We start from the raw sequence: 18464 nt of genomic DNA, 5'->3' as shown, positions 1-18464 counted from the left end.
CTCAGGGAGCACAGAGGGCATTACAAACCTTATCCTGGAAGTTACGTCCAGGGTCAGACTTCATAATACCTTGGTTAATAATGGAGAAACACAACTGGTGACCGTTTGCTGCCGTACAATAGCCGGCAAGTGCCGAAACACCCGTCACTGTCCCAGTCTTCGCCTTCACATTCTCCTCGGCAAAGGTTCCTTTCATACGAGTCTTCAGTGTGCCGTCACGTCCTGCTATGGGCAGTGAGGGCAACAGGTGCTGATAGATCTGTGAGTTACGATAGGCATAACGGAGCAGACGCATCTCCAGTTCCGGGGTCACATAATTATAAAGCGATAATCCACTGCCGTCAGCCACACGGTAAGGATTCTTGCCGTTCCCCACCTTCTGGATGAGCTGTTTGACCACACTAGCGGCATCCTTCGCCTTAGCAGGACGACGACCAATGGCGGCACCGAGTTGGTAGAACATCGCCTCGGCATAGAAGTTGTCACTGACCTTCATCATCCGTTGCAAAATCTGATCCATCGTATGAGTACGAGTACAAAGGATACGGGCATCGTTCGGCAGACTGCTGTTGGAGAGTCTTATGCCAGCAAAGACAATACTATCCTCCGACAGCTTCTTCACAAAACGGTCAAGGAACTCAATGTCACGTCCGATAGACAAGGGAGAGAGTTTCGGGTTATCATCATCCCAGCACCATCCCTCTCCCAACAGGTCAGCATCCTTCATCGAGAGATCGGCAACGACACGTCCGCAAATGGTATCGATACCCATCTGATGCACACTCTCCACGAAGGCACGCAGGTCGTCACCATTAAAAGCAGGATCGAAGCCTCCCACACAGTAGAGGTCACCTTTAAGGGTATTCTCCTCTATGCTGCCTGTATGGTAAAGCTGGGTACGGAACTGATAGGAGCCGCCCAGACGGTCGAGTGCCGTGATGGCAGTGACGAGTTTCATGGTGGAGGCAGGACGCAATGCCTGTCGCTCGTTCACCTTATATAATATAGAGTCTGCCGTCAAGTCGTAGACGATCATGCCAACCATAGAGGTCTCTAACAATTTCGACTGCATCAGCGAGTCAAGTCTGTACTGGATATTCTGAGGCCACGGCAATGCCACATCCACACTATCCACACCAAGGGTATCCACCTCTTCCGTTTGTGCCATCACACTGACGGAAGCCATTAATAATAGAAATATAATCTTGAGTCTGCTCATAATCAATGCGCAAAAATACAAAATAATTATCAATTATCAATTGCCAATTATCAATTATTTCGTATCTTTGCAACATAATTTACTACTACAATGGTTTACAAGTACGATTTTCTGATTATAGGCGCCGGGGTGGCTGGTATGAGCTACGCCCTGAAGATTGCCCGTGCCAACAAAGGTAAGGTGTGTTTAATCTGCAAGACTTCCTTGGACGAGGCGAACACCTCGTTTGCACAAGGTGGTGTGGCAAGTGTCACCAATCTGAAGGTAGATACCTTCGACAAGCATATCGCCGACACGATTATCGCTGGTGACTATATCTCCGACCGCAAGGCGGTGGAGCAGGTGGTACGCAATGCTCCTGAGCAGATCCAGGAACTCGTCAATTGGGGTGTAAACTTCGACAAGAACGAGAAAGGCGACTTCGACTTGCATCGTGAGGGCGGACACTCTGAGTTCCGCATTCTCCACCATGCTGACGACACTGGTGCGGAGATTCAGCGTGGACTGATGGAGGCTGTGCGTAGTCATCCCAACATCGAGGTGAAAGAAAACCATTTCGCTGTGGAGATCATCACCCAGCACCATCTGGGTGTCCGTGTGACCCGCCGCTCTCCACATATCCAGTGCTATGGCGCTTATGTCCTCAACCCCAACAAACCCAAGGTGGACACCTATCTCGCCAAGGTCACTGTGATGTGCACAGGTGGTTGTGGTGCCGTTTATCTTACCACCTCGAACCCTGTTATTGCCACAGGTGATGGTATCGCGATGGTCTATCGTGCCAAGGGAACGGTGGCAGACATGGAGTTCGTACAGTTCCATCCTACTGTCTTGCACAACCCTAATGAGACGCACCCTGCTTACCTCATCACAGAGGCGATGCGTGGCTATGGCGGTATTCTGAAACTACCCAATGGCGAGACCTTTATGGAGAAATATGATGAGCGTCTGTCGCTGGCCCCCCGTGATATCGTGGCTCGTGCTATCGACAAGGAGATGAAGATACATGGTATCGACCATGTCTGTCTCGACGTGACCCACAAGCCTGCCGAGGAGACACGTCATCACTTCCCCAATATCTACCAGAAATGTCTTAGTATGGGTATTGACATCACCACCGACTATATCCCAGTTCGTCCTGCTGCCCACTATATGTGTGGTGGTATCAAGGTAGACCTCAACGGACAGTCGTCTATCGAACGACTCTATGCCCTTGGTGAGTGCTCCTGCACAGGTCTGCATGGTGGCAACCGTCTTGCCTCTAACTCTCTCATCGAGGCTGTGGTCTATGCCGATGCTGCTGCCAAGCACTCTTTGCAGCATATTGACGAGTATGACTTCAATACGGAGGTGCCTGAGTGGAATGACGAGGGAACGATGACCAACGAGGAGAAGGTGCTGATCACACAGTCGGTCAAGGAGGTGGCACAGATTATGTCCAACTATGTAGGTATCGTACGCAGCGACCTACGCCTGCATCGTGCCTGGGACCGTCTCGACATGCTCTATGAGGAGACAGAGCGTCTCTTCAAACGTGTGAAGGCAAGTCGTGACATCTGTGAGCTCCGTAACATGATCAATGTCGGCTATCTCATCACCCGCTGGGCATTGGAGCGTAAGGAGTGCCGTGGTCTGCACTTTACGACTGACTATCCCCTGCATGCCTACGACAAGAAGTAGCTAACATGAAACATTTTAACAAAACAACTCTGTAGTTTTGCGTAAAATCCATCAAGTCCCAACTCGGACTCAAATACGCAAAACTACGAGGGTTATCATAAACCGTTGACTATCAAACGCTTAATGATTCTGCGGTTGTTTTTAGTCTTCGAAAACGTGATTATAATGCCTGAAAAGAGGTGTTCCAAGGCTTGTTTTACCTGTTAGTAGGCGGCACTAAACGAGTAAGAAGGCGGCACCTAAAGGGTAAGAAGGTACCGACAAACCACCTCGAAGGCGGCACCTTCCTCCAAATCCACCCCTTCCACCCCTGTTTTTTGCCTTTTCCAATCCTAGAAGGAGCAAAATTCCATACACGTTTTTCGATAAGTTTTCTTTACACACAAAATTTAAGATACATCTGGGTATAAAAAATAAATCATTTTATTTTGTTCTGCACTCGATTTTCATTATCTTTGCAAAAAATATGCATAAAACCTAAAACTATTATCTATGCTATACATCGCACTACCTGACAAACAAGTGAGGAGGCTGTCTTTCTACCTTGCCATGGAGGAATACGTGGCAAGACAGGTAGAGGCGGACGATTGTTTCTTCATGTGGCAGGTAGAGCCGACTGTCATTTTCGGACGCAACCAACAGATGGAGAACGAAGTCAACATAGCTTACTGTCAACAACATGGTATTCAAGTTGTACAACGGAAGAGTGGTGGCGGTTGTGTATATGCTGACATGGATAATATCATGCTTTCGTATATCTCCTCTGAGACGCATGTGGGACAGGCCTTCAACCGTTTCGTCAACATGTTATTGCTCCTTTTCAGGAAGATGGGTATTGAGGCTGTCGGAACCACTCATAACGACATCATGATCGGAGACAGGAAAGTCTGTGGGACTGCCTGTTATCACCTCAGTGGACGAAATATCATACACAGCACGTTACTCTATGACACAAACATGGAGAATATGTTGAACGCCATCACACCAGGCGTTGAGAAGCTTGAAGCAAAAGGTATCAAGAGTGTACGACAACGCATCACATTACTTAAAGACCATGTCAATCTCTCCTGCGAAGAAGTAAAGGCACTGATTCGACAGACACTCTGTAACGGAGAACTACTATTGACAAGCGATGACATTACAGCAATAGAACATTTAGAAACAGAATATGATGGAAAACAAAAGAACCTGTCTATATGACAAACACGTAGCTCTTGGAGCACTCATCTCACCCTTTGGAGGCTTCGACATGCCTATCCAATATTCGAATATCATAGACGAGCACCAGGCTGTCCGTCAGCATTGTGGTGTCTTTGATGTCTCCCACATGGGAGAGGTCCTCGTCACTGGCAAGGATGCCGAACGTTATGTCAACCACATCTTCACCAATGACGTACGAGGAATTCCTCTTGGGAAAATCCTTTATGGGATGATGTGCTACGAGGACGGCGGGGTCGTAGACGACCTGCTGGTGTATAAAGTAGCTGACGACCGTTTCTTCCTCGTCATCAATGCCTCGAATATCGACAAGGACTGGGCATGGATCCAGCAACAGGCTGACGGTTTTGAGGTGACATTGGAGCACCAGAGCGACCAATATGGAGAACTTGCCATCCAAGGTCCTGAGGCAGAACAGGTGATGGAACAGATACTGGGTATCGCCTGCAAGGAGCTTGCTTTCTATACCTTCAAGACCATCGGGGATGTGATCGTATCCCGAACAGGCTATACCGGGGAGGACGGCTTTGAGGTCTATGCCTCAGCAGACAATATCAACGAGTACTGGGACAAGCTGATGGCTGCAGGTATCAAACCTTGTGGACTGGGGTGCCGTGACACCTTACGCTTCGAGGTGGGACTACCTCTCTATGGCGACGAGCTTTCAGAGACCATCACCCCCATCATGGCGGGACTGGGTATCTTCGTCAAACTCGACAAGGAGGAGTTCATCGGCAAGGAGGCTCTTGCCAAGCAGAAGGTGGAGGGTGCGCCCAAGAAACTGGTAGGCATCGAGTTACACGACAAGGCGATACCCCGTCATGGGTATAGCGTTCTGAAAGACGGCAACGTGATTGGCGAGGTCACAACAGGTTACCATACCATCTCCACCGACAAGAGTGTCTGCATGGCACTGATAGACAGTCAGTATGCTGCCCTCGACACTCCTGTGGAGATACAGATCCGCAAAAAGACTTTCCCAGGAACTGTCTGCAAGAAGCGTTTCTATGACAAGCACTATAAGAAGTAATCTCTAATAAACCTATTTAATATTATGGCAAAAGTTATTGAAGGACTCTATTACAGCGAGTCACACGAGTTTGTAAAAGTAGAAGGAAACATTGGTTTCATTGGTATCACCGACTATGCACAGAACGCATTGGGTAATGTCGTCTATGTTGACATGCCGGATGTGGATGACGAGGTAAAGGCTGGTGAGGAGTTTGGTGCCGTGGAGAGTGTCAAGGCGGCAAGCGACCTGATCTCTCCGGTCAGTGGCATTGTGTTAGAGGTGAATGAGGCATTGGACGACCAACCTGAGTTGGTCAACCAGGATGCTTTCGCCAACTGGATCATCAAGGTGGAGATCAGTGACAAGAGTGAGCTCGACAACCTGATGGACGCCAAGGCATACGCTGCCTTCTGCGAGAAGTGATTAATTTTTCGAGATAACGACATTTCGGAATTTCGATATCTCGATATGACGACATTACGATATGACGACTATGTTTAAATATTTCCCTCATACCGAGGAGGATTTACAGGTAATGATGGAGAAAGTCGGGGTGAAGAACCTCGACGACCTCTATGCGGAGGTACCTGACGAGATCCGCTTCAAAGGTGACTACCAGTTGCCTGAGCAGATGAGCGAGGTAGAGGTGCGCCAGTTGTTCGAGCAACTCGGAAGTCAGAACGAGCAACTCCGATGTTTTGCTGGTGCTGGTGTCTATGACCATTACACCCCTGCCGCCATCCCCAACCTGCTCAGCCGCTCGGAGTTCCTGACAAGCTACACTCCCTATCAGGCGGAGATCTCTCAAGGTACACTGCACTATATCTTCGAATACCAGTCGATGATGGCTGAGCTGACAGGCATGGATATCTCCAATGCGTCGATGTATGATGGGACGACGGCTGCCGCAGAGGCGGTAATGATGGCTGTCGCCGCTGGAAAGAAACAGGATACTGTACTCATCAGTGAGACGATAGACCCGAAGACACTGAAGGTGATAGAGACCTATGCCCACTTCCATGGTATCAAAATTGAGATGATCCGTCAAAAGGATGGTACCACTGATCAGACACACCTCAACGACCTGTTGTCCCAATACCAGGGGAAGGTCGCAGGTGTCCTCGTACAACAACCAAACTACTATGGTGTCGTCGAGGACTATAGTGATTATGCTGACACTATCCATGAGCAGAAAGGACTCTTCATCATGGACTGTGTCGCCGCTGACCTTGCCGTCCTCAAGACACCAGGAGAGTGGGGAGCAGATATTGCTGTGGGCGACGGACAGTCATTAGGTATTCCCATGCAGTGGGGAGGTCCGTACGTCGGTTATATGTGCTGCACGGAGAAACTGATAAGAAAGATGCCGGGACGCATCGTCGGCATGACGAAGGACAATCGTGGACAACGTGCCTTCGTACTGACACTGCAGGCTCGTGAACAGCATATCCGTCGTCAGAAGGCAACCTCGAACATCTGCTCCAACCAGAGTCTCATGGCATTATGGGTGACCGTATACCTGTCGTTGATGGGTAAGGAGGGACTCAGAGATGCTGCGAAGCTGTCGTATGCCGGGGCTCATTATCTCTGCGACGAGTTACAGAGGACAGGATCTTTCCGACTTACCTACGAACAACCGTTCTTCAATGAGTTCTGTATCACCTGCGACAAGGAGGTGGACATACTCTTGAAAGCCTGTGTGGAAGAAGGATTCCTCGCCGGTGTGAAGATCAACGACCATACCCTGATGCTCGCTGTCACGGAACAGCGTACGAAGGAAGAGATTGACGAACTGGTGGATACCATCAGACAAATTATGGAGGAGATGCCATGAACAACAGACTATATGGAAACCTGATCTTCGAACTCTCGAAGGAAGGACGTAAGGGATATTCCCTGCCTAAGAACCGCTTTGGCAATTATGAGATACCTGCAAGCATGCAACGCCAGGAGCCTGCTGAGTTGCCGGAATGTGACGAGATGACGGTGGTGCGTCATTACACCAACCTCTCAGCCAACAATTTCGGTGTAGATAACGGCTTCTACCCTTTGGGCTCTTGCACGATGAAGTATAATCCTAAGATTAATGAGGAGATGGCGGCATTGCCACAATTCACTAACCTGCATCCTATGCAGCCTGCAGAGACGACACGGGGTGCCCAGGCGGTATGCACCTTGGTAAAGAAAGCACTCTGTGAACTGACAGGTCTGGCAGCTTTCACCCTCAAGCCCTTTGCTGGTGCTCATGGAGAACTGACGGGTTTGATGGTCATCCGTGGCTATCATGAGTCAAGGGGTGACGAGACCCGTACGAAAGTCATTGTCCCTGACTCGGCACACGGCACTAACCCTGCCTCCGCTGCTGTCTGCGGACTGGAGATCTTAGAGGTGAAGTCAACAAAAGATGGTCTGGTAGACCTAGAGGACCTGGAGAAACTAGTTGCTATAGAGGGACCCAACATCGCCGCCATGATGATGACGAATCCCAACACCCTTGGTCTCTTCGAACGGGACATTCCACGTATCGCCAAAATGATTCACGACTGTGGCGGACTGATGTATTACGATGGGGCTAACCTTAACCCGATGCTCGGTGCCTGTCGTCCAGGTGACATGGGCTTCGACGTGATGCACATCAACCTGCACAAGACATTCTCCACCCCTCATGGTGGTGGCGGACCTGGCAGCGGACCGGTAGGTGTCCGCAAGGGACTGGAGTCTTTCCTGCCCTTCGTCAGTCCTTATGAGAGTGGTAACTTCGCCGTGGTGATGCGTGCCTATGCCTACATCCTCAGTCTTGGCAAGGAGAATGTCAAGATGGTGGGACCACTTGCCACCCTCAATGCCAATTATATCAAGGAGTGTCTGAAGGATGTCTATGAACTGCCCATCGACGGACTATGTAAACATGAGTTCGTCTTCGACGGACTGAAGGACAAGTCGACAGGGGTCACCACAATGGATGTCGCGAAACGGCTTCTTGACTATGGCTATCATGCGCCAACCATCTACTTCCCTCTGCTCTTCCATGAGAGTCTCATGGTAGAGCCGACAGAGAACGAGTCGAAAGACACCATCGATGGTTTCATTGCCGTGATGCGGAAGATCGCTGAAGAGGCGAAGAATGATCCGGACCAGGTGAAGTCAGCACCTCATAACACACCTATAGGAAGGGTGGATGACGTGCTTGCCGCCAAGCATCCGATTGTCACATATAAACAAATGATCCATGACAACAACTGACCTGATTATCATCGGCGCGGGACCTGGTGGTTACCGCGCCGCTGAATATGCAGCCAAGCAAGGACTGCATGTGGTGATTATCGAGAAAGATGAGGTAGGAGGCACCTGTCTGAATCGTGGGTGTATCCCCACCAAGACCTATGTGCATAGTACAACCTTTGCGGAGGCTGTCGGGCGACAGCAACAGGTGGTCAGTCAACTACGCAGTGGTGTGGAACAGATTCTCAGTGCTCCAGGTATCACCCTTGTACGTGGCACCGCCTCCTTCGTCGATGCACAGACCATTCAAGTATGTAACGATGGCATCGTTACAAACGAAACAATCACCGCCCCGCATATCATCATTGCCACAGGCAGCAGCGCCAGACTCCTGCCACTGCCCGACATCCATGACCCGAGAGTTATGACCAGCACGGAACTGCTACAGCTCCAGACACTGCCCAAGCGGTTATGTATCATCGGTGCCGGAGTCATCGGCATGGAGTTCGCCAGTGTCTTCAACCGTTTCGGCTCTGAGGTCACTGTCATCGAATACCTCAAGGAATGTCTGCCGATGGTTGACTGTGACATCGCCAAACGACTACGTAAGCTTCTGGAGAAACGGGGGATTACGTTTAAGATGAAGACTGCCGTACAATCGCTCAAAGACATTGATGCGGACGTGATCCTTATGGCAACAGGGCGAAAGGCGAATACAGAGGGACTGAACGTGGAGGCGGCAGGTATCACCCTCGCCCCCAATGGCACTATCCCCGTCGATGACAACTTCCGTTGCATAGGCTGCGATTCCATTGCGACAAGAATCTTCGCCATCGGTGATGTCAATGGCAGACAGATGCTTGCCCATGCCGCAGAGATGCAGGCGATACATGTCGTCAACCAGATTATCGGGAAGAAGGACGGCATCCGTTTCGACATCATGCCTGCCGCTATCTTCACAGAGCCAGAGGCAGCATGTGTAGGACCTACTGAAGACCAGTTAAAGGAACAGGGTATAGAATATATCTGTAAGAAGTCTTTCTGGCGTGCCAACGGCAAGGCGCTGGCGATGAACGAGACGGAGGGGATGCTCAAGCTCTTTGCTGACAAAGACGACCGCATCATCGGTTGTCATGCCTATGGAGCCCATGCTGCTGACCTGATACAAGAATGCAGCGTCCTCATGTGTAAGGACACTGCATGCTCTGAATTACGTGATATGGTGCATATCCACCCCACCCTCAGTGAGATTCTGAAAGCGGCAGTGGAGTAAACGCTATGGCATCTTCACCAGATTGACATTCTTCAGACGGAGCTTCGCTGTCTGCTCGTCAATCTTTTTGTCAGTATTGGTATAGACAATCGTCGTGTTCTCGATATCTATATCACGGACATTGTCAAGACCGAGGATGCCACTGGCACTGATTCCTGTAGAGGCTCCATGACAGACGACATTCGAGATATGGATGTCCTGGAAATAGGGAGCCTTCTTTTTCTGTTCCTCCGTGAAGGTAGGCACCTTGTGAGGGTCTGACCCTGCAGGGCGGTCGACATAGTCACACTGGAAGATGATCGCCTCATCCTTGATGTCCGTCATCATGATATCGGAGATATACATCTTCTCCGTCTTACCACCCCGGCTCATACCACTCTTGAAGCGCAGTCCTGTGTCAGTACCGCTGAAACGGTTATGACGCACGACGATACGACGCATACCGCTGATGGTCTCACTACCCAGCACGAAACCGCCATGAGCATGGAACACGGTATTGTCCTGGATAACGATGTCCTCACAACCATTAGCTGGTGATGCTGGTTTGACAGTGCCTCCCTTCATACAGATTCCGTCGTCGCCGGCATCTACAGTACAGTTGACGATCAGTCCGATATTGACATCACTGAAGTCGATGGCATCACCATTCTGGGCATTCCAGGGACAACGGACAGTGACACCGTCGACAATGACGTTCTTGGAATAGCAGGGATGCACATGGAAACGAGGAGCGTTCTGTACGGTGACACCCTGGATGAGCACGTTCTCACAATCCGTAAAACGAATCAAGTCGTTACGCATCTTCTCCTGGTTTTCAGGCGTGTCGGCGATATTGGCAGCGGTATTCTCGGAGTTCCAAGGATAGAACAAGGTACCATTGGACATCTCCACGCCCCCTATTTCCTTTTTGAAGATATTCCATTCCACATCACTCACCTTGTTGCGTTTCACCGGACGCCAATACTCCCCGTTACCGTCAAGGATACCCTCACCTGTAATAGCGATGTTCTTACGCTTCGAGGCACGGACACAGGCATTGACACGACTGCCAGGTTTAGCATTAGCGTCAACATAGAGCGACTTATCAGAAGAGAACAGTACCAAGGCGTTCTTATCCAGATGCAACTCGATGTTGTCTTTCAGGGAGATAGGACCCGTGAGCCAGACACCCTCTGGGACAACAAGACGACCACCGCCCTGCTTGTTAAGTTTGCTGATGCCCTTGCTGAAAGCGTCCGTGTTAAGTGTCACGCCATCACCGACACCCCCCACATCCTTGAGGTTAACCTCATTGGCAGGAATGACTGGACAACTGACCTGCTTAACCTCCACGGGCAGATTCTGATAATACTTTGAGTAGTCTTGTGCTTCCATAGAGACTGGAAACAACAGGCATAAAGCCATTAAGTTAAGTAATTTGTTTACTTTCATCTTATTTTGATTTGTTAATACTTAAAACCTTTCTTACATCCTGCCGTCATTTACGACGCTCAGCACATACAGGACAGATGCCCTTGACAATATACTCCGTTTCCTCCTGAACGAAACCAGCAGGCAACGGGACAGAGGGGATGCGTACATTCGTCAGACAGTAGGTGCGATGACACTGCCGACAGGTCAGATGGACATGTCCCTCACACTGACGGGTGTCATCTAAATGACAGACACAGTATTTCTGAGAGCCGGAGCCGTCGTCGATGTCATGCAACAGATGTGCCTCCGTGAGCAGGGTGAGTGTACGAAACAAAGTAGAACGGTCGACAGTGGGCATTTTCGCCTCCAGGTCGCCCAGGCTAAAGGCATCATGAAAACCATGACGGATCTGCCGCCATATCAACAGGCGAACCGCTGTGACACGGATGCCAGCATTATCCAATACTTGCTCGTCAGAAATATCCAGATGCATCTTTGTTTCAATTCTGGGGACAAAGTTACGAAAAAACGAGAGAAGGACAAAAAGAATTTATTCTTTTTTCTTCCGAGTGCAAAGTAAGTTCGGCGAAGCCAAAGTTACGAAAAAAATCAGGAAAAGACACATTAATTATAAAGAATGCTTGCAAGTGTGAAATAAAATAACTACTTTTGCGTTTAGTTAACAGACAATTTAATCACTTAAACTAAAAACATTATGAAAAAGTATTTAGCTGAAATGGTAGGTACATTTGTACTGACATTCTTAGGCTGCGGTGCCGCTGTCAGCCTGAACTGTGGTGTTGACACAGCATCTGTAGTAGGAACGGCTATTGCCTTCGGTCTCTCTGTAGTGGCAATGGCTTATGCTATTGGTGGAATCTCTGGTTGCCACATCAACCCAGCCATCACACTCGGTGTGTTCCTCAGTGGTCGTATGAACTCCAAGGACTGTGGTATGTACATGGTCTTCCAGGTGATCGGTGCTATCATCGCAGCAGCCCTGCTCGCTTTCCTCGTTTCCACAGACCCAGGTCTTGCTCGTGGTACGGCAACAGGTGCCAATGCCTGTGCTTCTGAGAATGTGATGAACGGTCTGATCGCGGAGATCGTATTGACCTTTATCTTCGTGCTTGTAGTATTAGGTGCTACCTCCAAGACAAATGGTGCCACCAACAACTTCGCTGGTCTTGCCATCGGTCTCGCCCTGATTCTGATTCACTTGGTAGGTATCAACTACACAGGTACTTCTGTGAACCCGGCACGCTCTATCGGTCCTGCTCTCTTTGAGGGAGGCAAGGCACTGGCTCAGCTCTGGGTATTCATCGTTGGTCCTTTCGTCGGTGGTGCACTTGCCGCTCTTGTATGGAAGGTCATCGAGCCAACAGAGAAATAAGCAAGAACCTGTTATACAACATATTTATCCCGGTAAACTCCCCTGTTTACCGGGATAATTGTTTTATTTACACCTCTATATAACATCCACTTTTCTTAAGACACTCCCATTCGTTATCCTGTTGGATAACAAACACTTACGTATCGACTTCCTTTCCATTCGTCCACCTTTTGAGTTATATGACCTTTTTTCACCTTATATTATTATATACCTTTGCCACCGAAAAATAGAACAAACATTAATAACTACAACTTGAAAAGATTATGAAGAAGAATTACTTGTTTTCTATGATGATCGGTGCCATGATGATGACCACCGTTTCAGCAAGTGCGCAGTACATTACAGAGGCTCCGGCAGGAGGCTTTGACTTTTCGAAGGGCACAGACTATGTGGTCATCTATGCCCCTGATGCACAGGTGACGGCAATGGGCAGCAATATCCTGTCTAACCAGAACCTCGATCCCACAAGAACGAAGAACCAGTTCTATTACTGGACTGCTGACTGGGATCCAACACTCTTCACATTATATGATATAGAGGATACACATACCAACTCCTGGGGTGGTGACGCCAAACTGGACATGACTCCTCTTTATGCCTGGGGTGCAGGTCACTTCGGTGCCAAGAGCCAGCCATACAACCTTTCTTGTATCACAGAGGACCATATCCTGCATATCGGTTTCATGAACATTGGTGCGGAGACAGCCACCAATAACTTCAAGTTCACCTTCGGTCCTACGGGTGGTGAGATCAAACTGGTTGTCAACAAGGAAGTTGGTCAGGCTGCAGGTGATTTAATTGGTGTCGGCAATGCCCCCACTATCAACAAGTGGTATTATCTGGATATCCCCATCAAGGACCTTCTTGACCCGGACGGAGACTATGGTTTTGAGTGTGACTTCAGCAAGCCTACAGGAACTATTATCTTTAACGTAGGGTTCAATGAGGGTACCGTTTCCGCATTCACTGCTGGAGCTGTTGACCCAGATACCGGTATGAAGAAGATCACCATTACCCAGAAAGGCTCTGCTTTGGCACTGGACGGTGTATACCTTTATAAAAAGAACTCGACAGGTATTCAGCAGACTGTCGCAACAGGTGCGGCAGCCAACGACGTAAAAGAGATCTATGACCTGACAGGTCGTCGTGTCAAAGACTACCGTCCCGGTGTGAACCTCGTGAAGACCGCCAATGGTGTGAAAAAGGTTATTATGAAATAAATACGTGCTTTATGAAACTATCTAATATATTATTAGGTGTAGTATTAGCGACAGTCTCTCCGACTGTCGCTTCTGCCCAGGCAATAGAAGGTGCTCCCGAGGGCTATAAGCTTGTGTGGAGCGACGAGTTCAATGGTACCAGCCTTGACGAGAAGGCTTGGAACATTGAGGTGTCAGGCACTGGTGGTGGTAACCAGGAGCTGCAGTTCTATCGCAAGGAGAACGTCAGTGTGGCTGACGGTAACCTGGTGCTGACCGCCAAGCGTGAGGAATATCAAGGTAAGAGCTTTACCTCCGGACGTATCAACTCCAACCAGAAGACAGCCTTCAAGCATGGTATCATGCAGGCTAAGATCAAGTTCCCAAAGACCGCTAACGGTCTGTGGCCCGCCTATTGGATGATGGGTAACGACATCAACAAGTACGGATGGCCCCGTTGTGGTGAGATAGATATTGTCGAAATGGGACACTTTAACGCCATCACAGGTAAATATGCCGGTTGGCAGGACCGCTATTTCTCTGGTACCCTGCACTATGGTCCTGATGCCAGCAACGAGCATCACCAGCAGAACAGCCAGGAGTTCTCTCAGGAAAAGTTTGAGGCTATTGGTGCCGTAGAGGGTGACTACCATATTTTCACCATTGAGTGGGATGGTCAATACCTTTATATGTATTATGACCTGGAAGGTTACAAGAATGGTCCCAAGAACCGTGCCCGTTATTACACACTGAATATTACGCCCTCTGACGATGCGATGACACCAGGTCATTACTTCCAGAAGCCATTCTATTTCCTCTTCAACCTTGCCGTAGGTGGTACGTTTACCAATATCTACAACCCCTCAGATATCACGGCATTACCCAATGCCGGTGATGAGGCTAAGATGTATGTGGACTGGGTGCGTGTCTATCAGAAAGAGGATGACGCTGACGCACAGTATCTCTATACCGATGAGAGTGGTAACAAGCAGACCAATATTCCCGAGGAGCCTGACAAACCCAGTCAGGACGACGATGTCACAGAACTGAGCGGTTTCGCCACAGAGGCTCTTGACGAGAATGGGGAGACCACTTTCGACTTCAACGACGTGTCTGATGCCGTACTGATCTCCACTAGTGAGGGTGTCACAGGACACCTGTATTCTGCTGGTGCTACGGTGAAAGACTGCAATGTCAACAACACCAATCGTAACCTCTATATCTGGGAGAACACCTATGTGCCAGTGAATCGTGACGGAAAGACCAACTCCTTCGGATGGGCTGAGGGTTACAACATGTTCACGGTGGCAAGTGCGGGATGGTCAGGACTCGGTTTTAATATCAAGAACGAGGACCTCTCTCAGATTGACGACACCTATTGGTTGCACTTCGCTATGAAGGGCGACGACCAAGAGTTACATACCTCTCATCAGATTACTGTCAGCAATGCTAACTTCATCGTCGGCAACAGCGACGGCAAGTTTGCGAGCGTCGGCGACTTCAAGCGTGACGGCAAATGGTATTACTTCGATATCCCCGTCAAGGTGCTCAAGCAGTTTGCCAATCCCTTGATGAAGGGTGATGCCGCTGCCTTCGACGACAATATCATTGCCTTTATCAGTGGTGGTAAGACGGACGCGGAGTTGTCCTTTGACAATATCTTCTTCTACAAGAGCAAGACCAAGGAGATTCCCAGCTATGCGGATACCAAGTCAGACCTCGGCAAATACGGCTATAAGAGTGTCAAAGAAGACGGCACATGGGCTTTCGACTTGACACAGGTGGGTGAGATAATTCCCCTCCAGCTCTCTGAGGACGTATGGAAAGGGGTCACCAGTGACGGAACCTATCAGGAGACCGACCTTGTGAAGCAGGATCGTGACTATACACAAAGTAACAACTATTACACCTGGGAGGGCACGATGGTCGGTGGTCATGAAGATGGTGTCGCCAACTCATCAGGTGTCTATACCGGTGGTATCTCTACATGGACATCTACCACAAAACTAGACTGGAACGGTATGGGTATTGCCTCCGCTACGGAGAAAGACCTCTCGATGATTGACGACTCCTACTATCTGCATATCGCCCTGCGCTCTGACGCAGCAGTAGGTCACATCCCCGTCCGAGTACGCTTCGGTGCGGAGAACAGCGATGCTGTCCTGACCTTCGGTGCTTATAGCAAGTATCCTATTTTCGCTGATTTCAACCGCGATGGTGAGTGGTATGCCTTTGACATCCCTGTCGCTGAGCTGAAGAAATATGGTAAGCTGTGGGGTAAGAATGGTAACGGTAAAGTGAAAGTGGGTGAGAACCTGCTCTGCTTCTACACCATGGATACCCAATATACAGGCAGCTCGTTCTCCTTCGATAATATCTTCTTCTGGAACAAGAAAGACGGTACGAAACCTGAGGTCAATGAACTGGGTGAGTTCACCACCAAGAGTCTTGATGCCGATGGCAAGAGCTATTTCAGTATGGAGAACAAGGAGTTCATCAACTTCAATGTCTCTGAGGCAACGATCCAGATGCAGACAGAGGGTGGCACAAAGGATGAGAATATCCTTGCCGGCTACTATACCCTTAACAACTGGAACGGCAACACCTATACCAATGGCAGCAAGAGCGGCACCGTTGTCAACTCGTTCGGTATCGAGGGACAGGGCTGGATCGACTGGGTGGTAGGTACCCAGGGCTGGTCTGGTGGCGGTTTCCTTGCTGAAGACGGTGCTGACCTCCGAATTTTGGAGGATGGCGACTGGTATCTGCATTTCGCTATGCGTGGCACTGACAACTGCAACCACCTGGTAGGTTTTGCTGAGTCACGCTTTACCATCGGCTCTACAGTGTTTGACGATAAGACTCCCGTTGTAGGAGACTTCAAGCGTGATGGTGAGTGGTACTCCTTCGACATCCCTTATAGCTATATCAAGAAGTCATTCCCCAGCCTCTATCCTCAGAATAATGGTGGACAGGCTGCTTGGAAGGGTAATCTGGTATGGTTTATGAGTGGTGCCCATACTGGTGACGAGCTCCAGATGGATAACGTGTTCTTCTGGCGTGAGAAGAAGGACGATACCGATGGTATCCAGACCGTCCGTCAGGAGACTGTCGAGGTAGCCGCTCCTTTTGCTGATGCTGTCTACGACCTGCAGGGCCGTCAGGTAGCCCGTCTCTCCGATGTGAAAGCTCATCTGGTAACACTCCCCCGAGGATTATATATTATAAATGGTAAGAAGGTAGTTGTTAGGTAATGAGAAACGTTTTTAGGTTTTTGTTAGTAGTATTAGTGTTTGTAAATGTCCCCGTCTTGGCACAGCAACGCAGTGCCAAGCGAGGCATTTGCTGGGATGAGAAGAACCAGCAGTTCACCGGTGCTCCTATCGCCAAGATGGCGCCAGGTGTCGCATGGGTCTACAACTGGGGTGTCGCTCCCACAGGAAGCTCTACTGTCTTCACTCCCACTACCATGACCTTCATCCCCATGTGCTGGAATGGTGACTTTAATGACACCAGTCTGCGTCAGTATCTGACAGCACACCAGGGAGAGGTGAAATACTTACTTGCCTTTAACGAACCTAATCTACAATATAGTGCTGGCGGATCGGCAATGACTCCCCAGCAGGCAGCCAACGCCTGGTCGAAGGTGGAGCAGGTTGCCGCCGACTTCGGACTACAGATCGTAGCCCCCGCCCTTAACTTCACAGGTGATTATGTGGGTGGAAAGATATGGGAGCCCTTCGCCTGGTATGACGAGTTCTTCCGTCTGGTACCTGATGCGAAGGTGGACTACCTGTGCTTCCACTCCTATATGAACTATTACTCGGCTGTCGACTGGCTGGTCAATGAGTATTTCTATACCGACAAGGAGGAGAATGACCTCATGACCACTGCCAACCGTGCGAAATATCCGAACCTCGTGGCGTTCATGGACAACTATAAGACGGCACATGGACATTATCCGAAGATGTTCCTGACGGAGTTCTGCTCTTGGGAGACGAACTCCTATCCCTATTCGGCAGGTATCACCCTTGACTTCCAGATCGACCAGATGGTGCAGAAACTGCTGAAACTGGAACTCAGCGATATGGTGGAGGGTTATGCGTGGTTCATGGCGAATCCCACTGGAGGTGCCGCATCCTTCCCCTATATGAGCATCTTCAAGACCAACACGTCAAGCAGTGACTTGTCTGATCTGGGTAAGGTTTACGTCTATATGTCCTCCTTCGACAAGGAGAAATACTATATGACTGGCGAGAGCATCCTTGCCAAAGACTTTATCAATGCCAGCATGGACAATGAGGTACCTCGTGTCCGTCCCAACACAGAGACATCCAGCGATATCCCCTTGCAGATAGAATGGCGTTCCGGTTCCTGGACAGCCTATCAGATCAACCTCCCCTCTGATGGAGAGTACACCCTGACCCTGCACATGAGTTCGACTGCCGCCAATGACTTCCGCATCTACGACGGTGCCTTCGGGTCAGCCAACAAACGACTTGACACCACCCTACCCTCCACCAATGGTGTATGGCAGGATGTGACGACGAAAGTGACACTGACGGCTGGACAGCACACCTTATTATTATATAATATGGGAACGTCGTCCATCCTTATCAACCAACTGCGTTTCGATGCCACCACTGGTATCTATGATGTAAGAAGTAAGAAGGAAGATGTAAGAGCCAATGGAGTATATTATGACCTCAACGGTCGTCGTGTCACTCATCCGACGAAGGGCATCTACATCGTGCGCTCGGCCGAAGGACGCTTGCAAGGCAAGAATGGCAACAAAGTCGTGATTAAGTGAGAACAATCTAAAATTATAATAAACT

The 18464-nt window shown here is 49.4% G+C and carries 14 protein-coding genes; 11 read left to right on the top strand and 3 right to left on the bottom strand.

Translation table 11 applies throughout. The features are described 5' to 3' along the window. Position 1: 1 nt before the first annotated feature. A complete protein-coding gene (dacB, locus tag BM257_RS04385) occupies positions 2-1219 on the bottom strand; it encodes a D-alanyl-D-alanine carboxypeptidase/D-alanyl-D-alanine endopeptidase (RefSeq protein WP_092068777.1) in 1218 nt (405 codons plus the stop codon). 90 nt (positions 1220-1309) lie between these two features. Here dacB and nadB point away from each other — a divergent pair, with 90 nt between their 5' ends. The 7 genes from nadB to BM257_RS04350 all read left to right on the top strand — a co-directional run bounded on the left by nadB (position 1310) and on the right by BM257_RS04350 (position 9624). After that, positions 1310-2899, top strand: a complete 1590-nt coding sequence (gene nadB / locus BM257_RS04380) for an L-aspartate oxidase (protein ID WP_092068774.1) — start codon at positions 1310-1312, stop codon at positions 2897-2899. A gap of 492 nt (positions 2900-3391) precedes the next feature. Next, on the top strand, positions 3392-4099 hold the full coding sequence (locus tag BM257_RS04375) for a lipoate--protein ligase family protein (protein WP_092068771.1): 708 nt from the start codon (positions 3392-3394) through the stop codon (positions 4097-4099). Continuing rightward, positions 4071-5147, top strand: coding sequence for a glycine cleavage system aminomethyltransferase GcvT (gene gcvT / locus BM257_RS04370; RefSeq protein WP_092069355.1), 1077 nt, complete (start codon positions 4071-4073; stop codon positions 5145-5147). Before BM257_RS04375 ends, gcvT begins: the two co-directional genes overlap by 29 nt. Positions 5148-5171: 24 nt before the next feature. Further along, complete coding sequence (gene gcvH, locus BM257_RS04365; protein WP_092068768.1) at positions 5172-5552, top strand: glycine cleavage system protein GcvH; 381 nt, start codon at positions 5172-5174, stop codon at positions 5550-5552. 70 nt (positions 5553-5622) lie between these two features. Further along, on the top strand, positions 5623-6963 hold the full coding sequence (gene gcvPA, locus BM257_RS04360) for an aminomethyl-transferring glycine dehydrogenase subunit GcvPA (protein ID WP_092068766.1): 1341 nt from the start codon (positions 5623-5625) through the stop codon (positions 6961-6963). Beyond that, a complete protein-coding gene (gene gcvPB, locus BM257_RS04355) occupies positions 6960-8372 on the top strand; it encodes an aminomethyl-transferring glycine dehydrogenase subunit GcvPB (protein ID WP_092068764.1) in 1413 nt (470 codons plus the stop codon). The genes gcvPA and gcvPB overlap by 4 nt, the downstream gene beginning before the upstream one ends. Beyond that, complete coding sequence (locus tag BM257_RS04350) at positions 8359-9624, top strand: dihydrolipoyl dehydrogenase family protein (RefSeq protein WP_092068761.1); 1266 nt, start codon at positions 8359-8361, stop codon at positions 9622-9624. Before gcvPB ends, BM257_RS04350 begins: the two co-directional genes overlap by 14 nt. A 3-nt stretch (positions 9625-9627) precedes the next feature. On the opposite strand, the gene BM257_RS04345 is transcribed toward BM257_RS04350, so the two are convergent. Together BM257_RS04345 and BM257_RS04340 are read right to left on the bottom strand one after the other, a co-directional pair. Beyond that, a complete protein-coding gene (locus tag BM257_RS04345) occupies positions 9628-11055 on the bottom strand; it encodes a glycoside hydrolase family 28 protein (RefSeq protein WP_092068758.1) in 1428 nt (475 codons plus the stop codon). A 46-nt stretch (positions 11056-11101) separates the two neighbouring features. Further along, on the bottom strand, positions 11102-11530 hold the full coding sequence (locus tag BM257_RS04340) for a transcriptional repressor (RefSeq protein ID WP_092068755.1): 429 nt from the start codon (positions 11528-11530) through the stop codon (positions 11102-11104). A gap of 222 nt (positions 11531-11752) precedes the next feature. Here BM257_RS04340 and BM257_RS04335 point away from each other — a divergent pair, with 222 nt between their 5' ends. From BM257_RS04335 to BM257_RS04320, 4 genes are all read left to right on the top strand, one after another. Then, the gene (locus BM257_RS04335; RefSeq protein WP_092068752.1) at positions 11753-12430 is read left to right on the top strand and encodes an MIP family channel protein; all 678 of its coding nucleotides are present in this window, start codon (positions 11753-11755) and stop codon (positions 12428-12430) included. Between the two features lie 263 nt (positions 12431-12693). Continuing rightward, the gene (locus BM257_RS04330; RefSeq protein WP_143096744.1) at positions 12694-13650 is read left to right on the top strand and encodes a hypothetical protein; all 957 of its coding nucleotides are present in this window, start codon (positions 12694-12696) and stop codon (positions 13648-13650) included. Positions 13651-13661: 11 nt separating this feature from the next. Then, positions 13662-16883, top strand: a complete 3222-nt coding sequence (locus BM257_RS04325) for a glycoside hydrolase family 16 protein (protein WP_092068746.1) — start codon at positions 13662-13664, stop codon at positions 16881-16883. Positions 16884-16903: 20 nt separating this feature from the next. Continuing rightward, positions 16904-18439 (top strand): glycosyl hydrolase, encoded by a 1536-nt coding sequence (locus BM257_RS04320; protein WP_177216013.1) that lies wholly within the window; start codon positions 16904-16906, stop codon positions 18437-18439. Positions 18440-18464 lie beyond the last annotated feature (25 nt).

It is taken from the genome of Prevotella sp. tf2-5 (assembly GCF_900115435.1).
Classification (GTDB): domain Bacteria; phylum Bacteroidota; class Bacteroidia; order Bacteroidales; family Bacteroidaceae; genus Prevotella.
This window is presented reverse-complemented; position numbering and strand designations above follow the sequence as displayed.